General features: G+C 43.2%; 12 protein-coding genes. 1 reads left to right on the top strand and 11 read right to left on the bottom strand.

Features of this window, described 5'->3' with window-relative positions; genetic code table 11:
* Positions 1–127 precede the first annotated feature (127 nt).
* Entirely contained in the window at positions 128–679 is a 552-nt protein-coding gene (locus GKZ87_07665; protein ID QSI25370.1) for a chromate transporter, read from the bottom strand.
* Positions 676–1,239: a chromate transporter gene (locus GKZ87_07660; protein QSI25369.1), complete on the bottom strand. Its 564-nt coding sequence runs from the start codon at positions 1,237–1,239 to the stop codon at positions 676–678. The genes GKZ87_07665 and GKZ87_07660 overlap by 4 nt, the downstream gene beginning before the upstream one ends.
* 93 nt (positions 1,240–1,332) lie before the next feature.
* Here GKZ87_07660 and GKZ87_07655 point away from each other — a divergent pair, with 93 nt between their 5' ends.
* Entirely contained in the window at positions 1,333–2,211 is an 879-nt protein-coding gene (locus tag GKZ87_07655; protein ID QSI25368.1) for a LysR family transcriptional regulator, read from the top strand.
* Positions 2,212–2,647: 436 nt separating this feature from the next.
* Here GKZ87_07655 and GKZ87_07650 read toward each other — a convergent pair whose 3' ends face one another.
* From GKZ87_07650 to GKZ87_07610, 9 genes are all read right to left on the bottom strand, one after another.
* Entirely contained in the window at positions 2,648–4,543 is a 1,896-nt protein-coding gene (locus GKZ87_07650; protein ID QSI25367.1) for an extracellular solute-binding protein, read from the bottom strand.
* On the bottom strand, positions 4,540–5,388 hold the full coding sequence (locus tag GKZ87_07645; GenBank protein ID QSI25366.1) for an ABC transporter permease subunit: 849 nt from the start codon (positions 5,386–5,388) through the stop codon (positions 4,540–4,542). Before GKZ87_07645 ends, GKZ87_07650 begins: the two co-directional genes overlap by 4 nt.
* A gap of 1 nt (position 5,389) precedes the next feature.
* A complete protein-coding gene (gene potA / locus GKZ87_07640) occupies positions 5,390–6,967 on the bottom strand; it encodes a polyamine ABC transporter ATP-binding protein (protein ID QSI25365.1) in 1,578 nt (525 codons plus the stop codon).
* Positions 6,968–6,980: 13 nt separating this feature from the next.
* Positions 6,981–7,514, bottom strand: a complete 534-nt coding sequence (locus tag GKZ87_07635) for a cupin domain-containing protein (GenBank protein QSI25364.1) — start codon at positions 7,512–7,514, stop codon at positions 6,981–6,983.
* Positions 7,515–8,315: 801 nt separating this feature from the next.
* The gene (locus GKZ87_07630; protein QSI25363.1) at positions 8,316–8,603 is read right to left on the bottom strand and encodes a hypothetical protein; all 288 of its coding nucleotides are present in this window, start codon (positions 8,601–8,603) and stop codon (positions 8,316–8,318) included.
* A 71-nt stretch (positions 8,604–8,674) separates the two neighbouring features.
* On the bottom strand, positions 8,675–9,082 hold the full coding sequence (locus GKZ87_07625) for a transcriptional regulator (protein ID QSI25362.1): 408 nt from the start codon (positions 9,080–9,082) through the stop codon (positions 8,675–8,677).
* Positions 9,083–9,384: 302 nt separating this feature from the next.
* On the bottom strand, positions 9,385–10,473 hold the full coding sequence (locus tag GKZ87_07620) for an ArsR family transcriptional regulator (GenBank protein ID QSI25361.1): 1,089 nt from the start codon (positions 10,471–10,473) through the stop codon (positions 9,385–9,387).
* 16 nt (positions 10,474–10,489) lie between these two features.
* The gene (locus GKZ87_07615) at positions 10,490–11,722 is read right to left on the bottom strand and encodes an MFS transporter (protein ID QSI25360.1); all 1,233 of its coding nucleotides are present in this window, start codon (positions 11,720–11,722) and stop codon (positions 10,490–10,492) included.
* A 212-nt stretch (positions 11,723–11,934) separates the two neighbouring features.
* A complete protein-coding gene (locus GKZ87_07610; protein ID QSI25359.1) occupies positions 11,935–12,690 on the bottom strand; it encodes an esterase in 756 nt (251 codons plus the stop codon).
* Positions 12,691–12,845 lie beyond the last annotated feature (155 nt).

The raw sequence follows: 12,845 nt of genomic DNA, 5'->3' as shown, positions 1-12,845 counted from the left end.
AAGTGTTAAAGACGGGATTGTACCACATTTAGGAAGTTAAATCCCCCCTGCATGCTTGTAAAACGATCAGAATACAACACAAGTGAAGCGAATTGTAAAGATGTCTTTTACCATGCAGGGATAACACTCATGCATAAACAAGACTTCCAAGTAGACCGGAAAAAAGTATCAGCGTTACCGGGTTCACCTTCCATCTTCGTTCGATAATCAGAACTATCAGAAAGATGACAATCGCGGAAAGCTGCAGGGATGTCAGTGCCGCTTTCCCATTTTTGAAAAAAGCAAGGGATAATATAATTGCAGCAGCCGACATAATAAGCCCCAAGGATCCTGCCTTTAATCCTTTTAGGATTTCTATAAATATTCGAGATGATGCAAAGCGTTGAAAGATATGATACAGGAAACAGGATATGAGAACTCCCATAAAAATACATCCAATGGTTGCCGCAAGAGCACCGAAAACACCAGCGACGCGCATACCAACAAAGGTTGAGGTATTGACCGCAAGTGGACCCGGTGTCATTTGTGATATGGTTATAATATCACGAAATTCCTGTACACTGAGCCAGTGATTTTGCATGACGACCTGATCACGTATCATGGGGATGATGGCATAACCGCCTCCGATACTGAATAGTCCTATCGTAAAGAAGGCATAGAACAATTTCCATAATATCATGCCGGTATCCTCCTTGTCTTCCAGTAAACGCGAAGCATACAGAACAGGGCACAAGCGATAATCAATATTGCCACATTGATTTCAAAGAAGAAATTCAACAGAAAGACACACGGTGTCATAAGTGTGAAAAAAAGCTCCTTTTCTTTCCATATCATTGCATACATATCCACAATCAAATTCACAATCAACGCAGCAACGCCTGCTTCCATACCATGCAGCGCAGCTTGAACAATCGTGTTGTCACGAATCACAGAGTACAGGGATGATACAGCAGCCAGAATTACCAACGGCGGCAGAATAGCTGCTATACAGCTAAGCAGCAGCCCGCGTTTTCCTTGAACGCGATAGCCGGCCAGGGCAGCCATGTTGATTGCGATTGCCCCTGGTGAGGATTGCGCAATCGCTGCTATTTTCATAAGCTCGTCTTCATCAAAGTACCCTTTTTTCTCCACATAATATTTTCTTATCATCGGTATAACCACATAACCGCCCCCAAAGGTAAAGGCACTGATAAACAGGTTGATACCAAACAGCCATACCAAATCGTTCTTTTTCTTCATATATATCACCTTGTTTATCATAGCATTTGACAATAGATAAATAAAATCATATTATTTTATAAGATAGATAACCATTTGGTTATGGAGGTGAATATGGATATTCGCAGATTCCGTATTTTTCAAACAGTGGCAGAAGAAAAGAGCTTTACACGTGCTGCACAGAAGCTGTTCATGACACAGCCTGCTGTTTCCAAAGCAATACAGGAGCTGGAGTTGGAGCTGCATCTTGCATTGTTTGAACGTTTTCCGAAAAAAACGATTCTAACCCCGGAGGGAGAGCAATTCCTTGACCAGGTGCAGCAGCTGTTGCAGCTGTACGATACTATGAAGCAGAAGGCTGCCATACTGCAGGAAAGCTCTGTTTTGCGAATCGGCTCCAGTATCACAATAGCAAATGAACAGCTATGTCCGCTGTTACAGCAGCTGCAAAGTAAGTATCCGCTGCTGCAGATCAGACTTTCTATAGCCAGTACCTCTGCAATTTTAGAACAGCTGCAGCAGCATGCCATCGATATTGCGTTTTTAGAAGGTGTTATTCAAAATGATCAGCTAATCGTCCAGAAAATTTCCTCTTATGAATTAAAAGCGGTCTGCAGTCCTGCATTTTACAAAGAGCACGCTGTTAATAGCTTGCAGGATATGGCGGTTCTTCCTTTGCTGTTACGGGAAAAAGGAAGTGCGATCCGGGAAACCTTCGACAGTGTCATGCTGCTGCATGATCTCTGTGTGGATGCAGCATGGACATCAACAAACTCCACTGTCCTCATGAAGGGAGCGCAGGAAGGCTTTGGTATCGCTATTCTGCCAGAGCATATGGTAAGAAAAAAGCTGTCGCAGCAGCTGTTATGTGAAATCAAGCTGCCACAATTACAGCTTATAAATGTAAATCATATTGTTTATAAGAAGCATAAGCACCTGAATGCCCCTATGCAGGAGCTGTTAAAGCTGGCAGAGAACAACGATATTTCTTGATATTTTGTTCAGGTATTCTTTTCTCTATTTAGATATCCGTATAGCCGTTCTATGCCATTATGGTATTTAAAACCTTACAAGTTCTTTCAAAAGCGTACTGCCTTTTCTTCCTTTTACATAATTTTTCACGCATATGAAGTGGTTTTATATGAGCTATCCTTTATCCTCCTATGCTTCTGATGAAGGTTACAGCAATACCGACTCACTTCCCGGCATATTCCAGCAAACATTAAAGGAGCCATCCGTATCGGACAAATTCTGTCCTGATGGTTGACTCCTTTTTTTATATTAAGTACTCAATTTCATCTTATATCATAGTGAACACAGTATTCAGATACCGCCAGCTATCAAAATTGCAGAACGGATAACAGAACCATAACTGCAACAACCATAATAACAACGATGCGGTAAATCGTCTTTTTCATGAAATCCACCTCTATTTCGCAATCTTCACCTTTGTCCAGTAATCTGAAATCAGCTTTTTCGTTTTTGCATTATATTCAAAGATTTCATCCTTTGGATAGCCGACACGCGGCAGATAAGCACTGTTGCCATAAAATTCCCCATCCTTACCGCTCAGCTCATCCAGAACCTCACCATTGCTGGAAGCATAGCCGACAAACAGTGAATTTTTCATACTCTGCTCATACTCCAGTACAAAATTGATATATTCATTCGCAAGCTTTGGATTTTTGGCATCCTTTGGAATCACCATAGCATCGCTCCATAAATTAGTACCTTCCTTCGGCATGAAATAATCCATATCCTCATTCTCTGATAAAATGAAGGCAGCATCTCCGCTGTACACGAGAGCCAAATCCTTATTGCCATTGATCATCGCATCAATAACCTCATCCGTCACAATTTCCGGATCCATGGTAGATACAGATTTCACAAGCCATTCATAGGCATCCTTTAATTCTTTTTCACTGGAGGTATTCATAGAATAGCCAAGTGCCTTCAATGCCATCATAAAGCTGTCACGCTCGGAATCGTACAGATACAGTCTTCCCTTATATTTCTGGTCCTGGAAGATGTTGAAGCCCTCTTTTTCCAGATCGGCCTTGTCCACATTCTTTTTATTATAGACAATTCCCACCGTTCCCCAGAAATACGGAGCGGAATACGTATTATCCGGATCATAGCTCAGTCCTTTCACTCCATCTGCCAGAACTGCTAGGTTGGTCACAACACTTTTATCCAGCGGCTGCAGCTTTTCTTCGCCCATCAGACGCTCAATCATATAATCACTCGGGACAATGACATCATAGCTTTCACCGCCCTGCAGCTTCGTATACATTAACTCATTGGAATCGAAGGTGTCATAAATTACCTTGACACCATACTGCTTTTCAAAGGCTGCATTGACATCCGGATCCATATATTCGCCCCAGTTATACACCTTCAGGGTATCACTGCCATACTTCGCAATCGCATCCTCTGTAGAGGTATTGCCGACACCGCCCTTTAACGCAAACAGCAGACCGCCGATTACCAGAACAAAGCACATGCCAATAATACCGCTCACCTTATAAGAGATTGGCTTGTTATTGCGGGCAGCCTTTTCCCGCACCATCGGTACAATGTTCACAATCAGCAGGGTGACCGTGATCATGATAACAATCAGCGTGGACAGAGAATTGATACTAGGATTGATCCGCTTGCTCATCGTCCATACCAGTGTGGAAATATTTTTTACACCGTTACCGGTCACAAAATAGGAAATGATGAAATCATCAAAGGACATGGTAAAGGCAATCAGTGCACCGGAAACAATGCCCGGCATGATCTGCGGTACGATGACCTTCCACATCGCCTGGGTCGGTCTTGCGCCCAAATCCATCGCCGCCTCTGCCAGATTGGGGTCTAATCCCCGCAGCTTCGGCATGACACTTAAAATCACATACGGCGTACAAAATGCAATATGTGCCAGCAGCATCGTCAAAAAGCCCTTTTCCATATGCAAAGACACATAAAACAGCATCAGTCCCACAGCCGTCACGATTTCCGGGTTCATAATCGGAAGATCATTGATCTGTTGGACAACCTCCCGCACAATGCGGCGGGATTTGCTTAAACCGATGGCAGTAATCGTTCCCACAATGGTAGAAACAAAGGTCGCCACCACTGCGGTAACGAGTGTGTAATAAATGGCCTCCATCATATTGCGGTCATTAAACATCTTGTGATACCACTGCAGGGAGAAGCCGTCAAAGCTGGTCAGGGAACGACTGCCATTAAAAGAGAAAATCAACATATATAAAATTGGGAAATAGAAGAACACCATCACCAAAGCGAGGATGACTCTTCTGGAGAGCTTGCTGTTTTTCATTGCACATTCCCTCCCCGTTTTGCACGTACGCTGTCATCTCCCTTATCCAGACGCCGCGTCACATACATACTGATCATGATGATCACTGCCATAATCATGGAAATCGCACTTCCGAAATTCCACTCACCAACGGTGATAAACTGGTTTTCAATGACATTTCCGATCATCATGTAACCACCGCCGCCCATCAGCTTGGGAATGACGAAGCTGGAAACAGAGGGCAGAAACACCAGGGTGATACCGGATATGACACCCGGCAGAGATAACGGAAAGGTGATTTTACGGAAACGCTCGAATCGGTTTGCGCCAAGATCGTTTGCCGCATCCAGCAGTGAGCGATCCATCTTAGCAAGTGAGGATTCAATTTGCAAAATCATGAACGGGATGAAATTGTACACCATTCCAAGCACCACCGCACCATCCGTATACAGCAGCTTTGCAGGCTCCATACCGAAATAGGTCAGGATGTGATTGATCAATCCGTTATCCGCAAGAATACCGATCCATGCATACGTACGTACCAGCATATTGATCCACATCGGCAGCGTTACAAGCAGAATCAATAAATTGCGCTTGCTGGACTGGGAGATCGCATAGGCTACCGGGTAGCCAATCAGCACACACAGAATCGTCGTCATAAGGGCAATCCGCAGGGACAGCCACAATGTTTTTAAGAAATCAGGGTCTGTAAAAAATTTTTTAAAATGCTCCAGCGTAAACTGCAGCGTAGCTACATCGTTTCCCTGCTTCGTGAAGGCATACACGATAATCAGAAGCATCGGAATGACAATCATAGCTATGATCCATATAATATATGGATACGTTAACCGCTTAAAGGTCTTCATTTCAGTAGCCCATCTTGCTCATGACATGGATATCCTCCGGATAGAAGCTCAGACCCACTTCGGCTCCTTCCTCAGCAATATCCGTTGTATGAACCTTGAATTCCCTACCCTGGGTAGAGAAGGTTACCTGATAGGTACCCGCAGTAATGTTATCCGGATCGAAATCATAATCCACACTGGAAATTTCCACATCACTTTCATCGCTCAGCTTCCAGCTCTGCGCATTTGCCCAGGTTTTCAAATCGGTATCAATAGCAGCACTTTCCTTTAATTCATCCACCGTTTTAAAGAAATTAAACGCGGAAATTGCTTCGTTCGCCTTAGGATTCTCCACATATTTCTGCTGCACGACAAACACCTTAATGGAAACACTCGTTCCAGAGCTGGTGGAGAAGGTTACCGGATACGTACCGATTTCCTCTGGTATATCGTATTCAATCTTGTTAATGGAAATATATTCATCATCCTGCGGACTCCAGGCCTGCGCATCGGCACGGGCGATGATTTCCGCATCGTTTAGCTCCTTTACATCCTCGATATCCACATAGAAGTCATTAGCGGAAATACGCTCCTTCGCATCACTGCTGGCAACATCATGCTCCTCTGTGACATTCATCCTGACAGTTACCGTCGTTCCGGGAACCGTTTCTACCATGATCTCATAATGCACGCCCTTAAACAGCACGCTTTTCACGATGCCTGTCATTTTTCCGTCCTCTTCCTTCACAATATCCAGATCCTCCGGACGAATGACAACATCCACCTTTTCATTTTTCTTGAAGCCGAAATCCACACAGTCAAAGCTGATATCGTCAAACATCACCTGATAATCATCCAGCATGACACCCGGTATAATATTGCTTTCTCCGATGAAATTTGCAACATAGCGGTTCTCCGGCTCATTGTAAATATCCGTCGGTGTTCCCACCTGCTGGATTTCTCCATCCTTCATGACGACGATTTTATCCGACATCGTCAGGGCTTCCTCCTGATCGTGAGTAACATAGATAAAGGTGATGCCTACCTCCTGCTGAATCTTCTTCAGCTCATACTGCATCTCCTTGCGCAGCTTCAGATCCAATGCCCCCAAAGGTTCATCCAGAAGCAGCACCTTTGGTTCGTTGACAAGCGCACGGGCAATCGCAATACGCTGCTGCTGACCACCGGATAACAGCGTAACATCCTTTTTCTCATAGCCCTCCAGACCGATCAGCTTCAGCATCTTCAATACCTTCTGCTCAATAACATCCTTACTCATCTTCTTGATTTTCAATCCGAAGGCGATATTGTCATATACATTCATATGCGGAAACAATGCATATTTCTGAAAGACGGTATTCAGCTCTCTTTTATATGGCGGTACATTGGTGATATCCTCCCCATCAAAGATCACATTCCCCTCGCTCTGGCTTAAAAAACCTCCCAGAATACGCAGAAGTGTTGTTTTTCCACAGCCGCTTGGGCCAAGCAGCGTCACAAATTCATTCTCGTAAATATCGAGATTGATTCCCTTCAGTACCAGTGTTCCGTCAAAATCCTTCACAATGTTCTGAAACTGAATCAGCTTTTTCTCTTCCATAGCTTACGCCTCCTTAAAACAGCGGCGGAGTGGTGATCCACAATACCCGCGCTTCATTTTTCCCGTTGTTTTTCAAATAATGCCGGTATTTTCCGTTGATATAAAAGGTTTCCCCTTTTTTGACCGGATATTCCTTATCTCCGTTCACCAGCGTGATTCTGCCTTCCAGCACATAGCCGAATTCCTCACCGTCATGCGGATCAAATTCCTTACTGCTTCCCTGCGGGGAAATTTCCAGCAGGATCGGCTCCATTTCATTTTTTTGTGCGTTGGGCACGATCCAGTGAATACAATATTCCTCATGCTCATCAACGAAATAATCTTCCTTTTTAAATACGACCTTGTTTTCCTTACTGTCTTTAAAAAAAGACGCCAGATCCGTACCCAGCGCCTCTAAAATATCTTCCAGAGTGGAAACTGAAGGGGATGTAAGGTTTCGTTCAACCTGCGATAAAAAGCCCTTCGTTAGTTCACTGCGCGACGCGAGTTCTTCCAAAGTTAGATCATTCTGTGTTCGTAACTGCCTTATCTTCTGACCGATATCCATACATACCTCCCTTTGTTTAGTAATACTAAACTTTGCGTATCATATTTGAAACAGGATGATTATAACATAAAATGAAGCATATGCAATAGTCTGCAGAAAAAAAGTTTAATATTTTAAACATTTTGTTTAGTAGATACAAAAAGCCAAAAGGTTTCCATTGGAAAACAGAAAATATTCCAATTCAATCACATATTTTCACACAATTTACATATCTTTTAACTATATCTTTTTATTATAGTAACTGTGGGCAAAGATATTCTTCGCCTAGATAGAAAATAACTCCCCTAATTATTTTCTATACATTCTATCCCCTTAATAATTTATTGTATTAAGAAAAAAGGCGTATCCCTAGCGCCTTTTTTCTTGTTCTGTTCTTACACCATAGACTTAATTTTGTAAGCAGCCTTCCTCCATATCCCCTATCAATTCCCGGTTATTTGAACCTTCAAATACTGCATTCTTGTTTTAACAGGTCCTTGCCCCCCGCAAAAGCTAAACAGCTATCTCTATATAGAAAATCCAACAGGGTTTATAAGCAATGCCGGTATTTCTGTATAGAAATTCTACAGAGTATAATGTTGTTTCCATGTGCAAGCCGCATAGGATCTAACCGATATAAATGATTCATGAATTTTTTCATAAGTGCAGATAAACTTATGCTGAACCGCTTTACAAAGCCCATAAATTCCATCTATAATGAACCTGTTGCCGCCCATGAAAAACGGAAAGATACCTAGGCAGTATATTTGCGGCATGCCACCATTGCGTGGCTTTTTTTATTCATGGGTGTAACAGCAGGTATTACAGAGGAAACTGCCGCAGCAGCTCCTCCTGCAGCTGTACGTACTCGTGATCACTCAATAAACCGCTTTTTCTCCTCACCTCAAGAATACGGCGTTCATACGCAATCACCTCATCGTCCAGCACCCTAACATCACTGGCATATTTGCCAAACCGGCAGACCCTCGCATATTCCTGCCGGTGTGCTTTCCAGAGCTTACAGCGATACATTGGATCCCCTTCCCATAATCTGTGTTGAAACCGATACCGCTTCCGTTCCATAAAATCCGGAAATGAAAGATATGCCATTTCTATCACCTCAAGGATAGTATAGGTCATATTGTTACAAAATATATGTAACAAGTAAAAACACTGCACAGTTAATCCTGTTGCAGTGCTTCCTTATACTGTTCATCTTCATCCTCCACCCGTTCGATATAGCCCTCCTGTATCAGAACCTCCTCCATATGATAATCCATCATAATCCCGATTCCGACATCCATCATTTTGCGCAGACACTTTAACAGCATGGCTCCACGGTTGGTAAGCGCATATTCAATCATGGTAGGCTTTTTCCGTACATGGACAACGCGGGAAACCAGACCCAAAGTAATCAGCTCATCCAACTGCTCCATGATACTGTGTTTTGTCATTGATGAAATTGCTGCACACAGCTCCTCCAGACGTTTTTTCCGCTTCTCCATTTCCCATAGAACAAGTGCCTTTTCTCTTTCCTGGGCAATATCAATGCTTAATGTCAACGGATCCATATATCCTGTAACCTTCATAGCTCAACACCTCTTGTGTACATCCTATCAAAAATGTGAAATTTACGCAACAATACAGCCATAACTTGACAGATTTAATAAAAAAACGGTTTCTGTACAGAAAAAATGGAAAAAGCCGGTTAAGGGGTTCCGGCTTTTCCAAAAATTATGTTATTTAAGGGGATAGAAAATTGTATGAATTATCATTAGGGAGAATGATGAGTACATACAAGCAAGGTTAACTTCCTTGCTCGTGTAATAGTATATGATATTTATTTGTATAAAAAATGTTTGAAATACGTGAAAATATGTGAAGCATTTTACTAGGAATTAGATAGCAGCTTTTGCTTAGTCATTTCCAGAAATTCCTCTAGATAGGCACGATTGAGAGAGTAGTACAATCGGTTGTTTTCCTTACGAAATTTTATAAAGCCGGCATTCATCAGGGACTGCATATGATAGGAAATTGTTGGTGTTGTAAGCTGAAGCTCCTTTGCAATCTGTGCTCCATAAGCACTTTGTCTGGATACAAAGCAAAGAATATCAAACTTGCTTTTATCACTGAGCAGCTTTAAGCTGCTGCAAATCGTATCTATAGAAATTCCAGCCTTTTTATGCTTGAGCAGCGGCAGTATATCCAGTCCCCAGATCAGTGTTGCCTGTCCGTCTTCACGAAGCTCCTGTGTGAGAAAAGACAATGATCGAAATCCGGCAAAGGTTGGTAATACAAGTATTTCCTCGGATTCTAAAACCGCATCCAATTTTATGCCGGTAAGCTCCATCAGCTCCTGAAGCTGTTCACCGTCATTGCCGCACATATCCTGAAACAAAGAGGCAGCCTCCGCATACTCTTTATGATACCGCTTCAAAATAGGAAGCAGATTCTGAAACAGGGCCTCCCATTCATCCAGCACTGTCATCATATTCTGTGCCCGCATCCAAAGCTCCCATTTATCCTCTACCTCCAGACCACTGGCGTCTAAATCTGTAAGAAGCTGCTGACTATCCGCAGCCTTGTAATCCTTATCCTCATCGAAGTTGCTGATATAGGATCGAATCAGACACAGTTTATCCTGTTCACATACCTTGCGCAAGTCCTGCAGCTGTATTTTCCAGTCTGTTTCCAGCATATTGAGATAACTGATCAGAAAGCTGTGAAAGGGTGTGATTTTACTCGCCTTTTTTTCCTGAAACAGAAATTGCATATGGGAAAATTCAGAGTTAAATACCGTCCGCATTTCTGTGCGTATGCGTATCAGCACAGTAATATGTGAACGCACCCGTTGTTCATCCGCAGCCGGTAAATGCTCCCCGCGCAAAGCATCCTCAAATCCTTCCTCACGCAGACTGTCCTCCAGCAGCTCACAGCATTCCAGCATTGGCTGAAACCAGTTTTTAAACAGGATTTTCACACGCGCCATCTCCTTTTTACAGCTCCCGCAGCTGTTTCAGGAATATCATACCAGTAAATATCAGGAAAGTAAACAAAGCAAAGGCTGCGAATATCACAGGGATAGACACATACAGGCAGATCGCACTCATCGCAAAGGAGGTCAGGGGCATAGCGATGGTGGCTACGGCATTAAAAATCGCACTGACTCTGGCCAGATAGGCCTGCTCCACATGCTTCATTAAAGAAATACTGATAATACTGATCAAAACGGCTATACAGCAGCCAAACAGAAAAGCGGCAATCGCCATAGCGATGTAAATGGGAATCGTTCCTGAAAGATGAATAATCTGTGTCAGAGCCAGATAATAAAAGCCTGTAGAAACACCGCCAAGCAGAAGAAGCGTGCGGTTGTGGATATGCTTTTGAAGATACGGATAGACAAAGGCACCGATGCCCATGCCGATGGACAGCGCCAGTGAGGAAACGGATAACAGATCTGCCCCCTGATGCAAAATACCGCTGATATACGGTGCCTGAAAGGAATTATATGGAACCAGCAGCATATTCATCAATGCAGCACAGCCGCAAATCACAAGCAGCAGTGGCAGGCCCTTTACATACTGAAAGCCCTCCCTCATGAGCAGCAGACTCTTTCGGTAATCGCTTTTTTCCGTTTGCGCTGTTTCCTTACTGTGAATACAGAAAATAATAGCAGCAGAGATGAAAAAGGAAGCTACATCTGTCAAGATTGCACCGGGCAGTCCGATTGCAGCGATCAGGATACCGCCGGCAGCAGTACCAACCAGCTCACAAATCCGGGAGGATGACTGTGAGAAGGAAAGGCCGAAATCATAATATTCCCGATCCAGAATAAGCGGGGTAAAGGCAGTGGATGCAGGATTGCGAAAGGATTCCAGTGTATTATTAAGAAACGTAATCAACAGCAGCATCCATGGCTGTAAAACAGAAAGCATATACAAGACAGCAATCGCAGCCGTAAGAATACCGCGCAAGCTATCGCACACAATCATCACCTTTTTTTTCTCCATCCGCTCTACAACTGCACCGGCAAACGGCTGTACAATGACATTGGGGATCATATTGACTCCCAGCATAACGGCAGACCAGCTGGCAGAGCCTGTCAGCTCATAGACAAGCCAGGTAAATGCAATCATATCAATCGAATCACCCAAACGGTTGATAAAGTTCGCCCCTGTCATTTTCATATATTCTTTCTGCTTAAATATCTGACGGTATCCTTGTTCCATGTATATCTATCTCCTTTATTAGATATATATATAATACAACTACAGTAGATAATTGTCAATCCATATATTAGATATATATCTAATAGTATATACCACATCCGTAGCGTAACGCTTTCATGACGCATTACGAACATCATTTGTCCGATTTCTATGCAGGCTTTCTATTAAGCAATATGGCTTCCTAATTAAAAAAGGATCTGAAATTCAGACCCTTATACCATAAACTGCAGAAAATAATCGATTTGTTTCTTCCACCAGTACCAGTCATGGGAAACATCATATCCCCAATAATCAATCCATGCATCAATATGCTTTTCTGCAAAAATCGCTTCCATCTGATGCATGCTGTTTTCCATTTCCTGCTCCCAGGCCCCCTGTCCGCAGCATAAAACGATTTCCGAATTGCGATACAGCTCCATATACGGATGATCACAAGGCGTATTTGGCAGATAATCACTTGGAGAATTGCGGTAGGTCAGCTCATCATGATAATCATGGAAGAAGTAGTCCGCATGATACAGCCCGCTCATTGATAACACACGGTTAAACAAGTCCGGTCTGCGCAGGAAGAAGTTCAATGCATGAAAGGCTCCCAGACTGCAGCCGCAGGTCATCATCCCCTGTCCATCCTTGCCGCCGTTGGCATAGACACTGATTTCCTGTATGCGGGGCACCAGTTCATCAATAATGTAATGATAATAGCGTTCGTGCTGTTCAATACGTTCTCTCGGATTTCCAGCTTCAAAGCTCCATGTTTCATGATCTATACTGTCACAGCAGAAAAACATAATTCTGCCGGCATCCACATATTCATGTGCGGCATCGATCATACCGAAGTTTTCAAAATCATAAAAGCGTCCATCCTGTGCCGGAAATACCAGGCAGGGAACCCCTGCGTGTCCAAACACCTTAAATTCCATGTCCCGATTCAGCTCATGGCTAAATTCCTTATAATACTCCACTTTCATAAACATACCCTCCTTGTTATCGCTCATCATCACTTCAATGCTCCTGTGTGTCTAATGCCTGTTCCATTTCTTCACATATGCAATCAGCCCACAGCTGGTATATATCCTGTGTTTCATGCAACAGATGACAGCAATCCGCGCCGGTGTGAATATCT

It is taken from the genome of Erysipelotrichaceae bacterium 66202529 (genome assembly GCA_017161075.1).
In the GTDB taxonomy this organism is placed as follows: Bacteria; Bacillota_I; Bacilli_A; order Erysipelotrichales; family Erysipelotrichaceae; genus Clostridium_AQ.
Note: the sequence above shows the minus strand (reverse complement) of the source record. Positions and strands in the feature narration are given on the sequence as shown.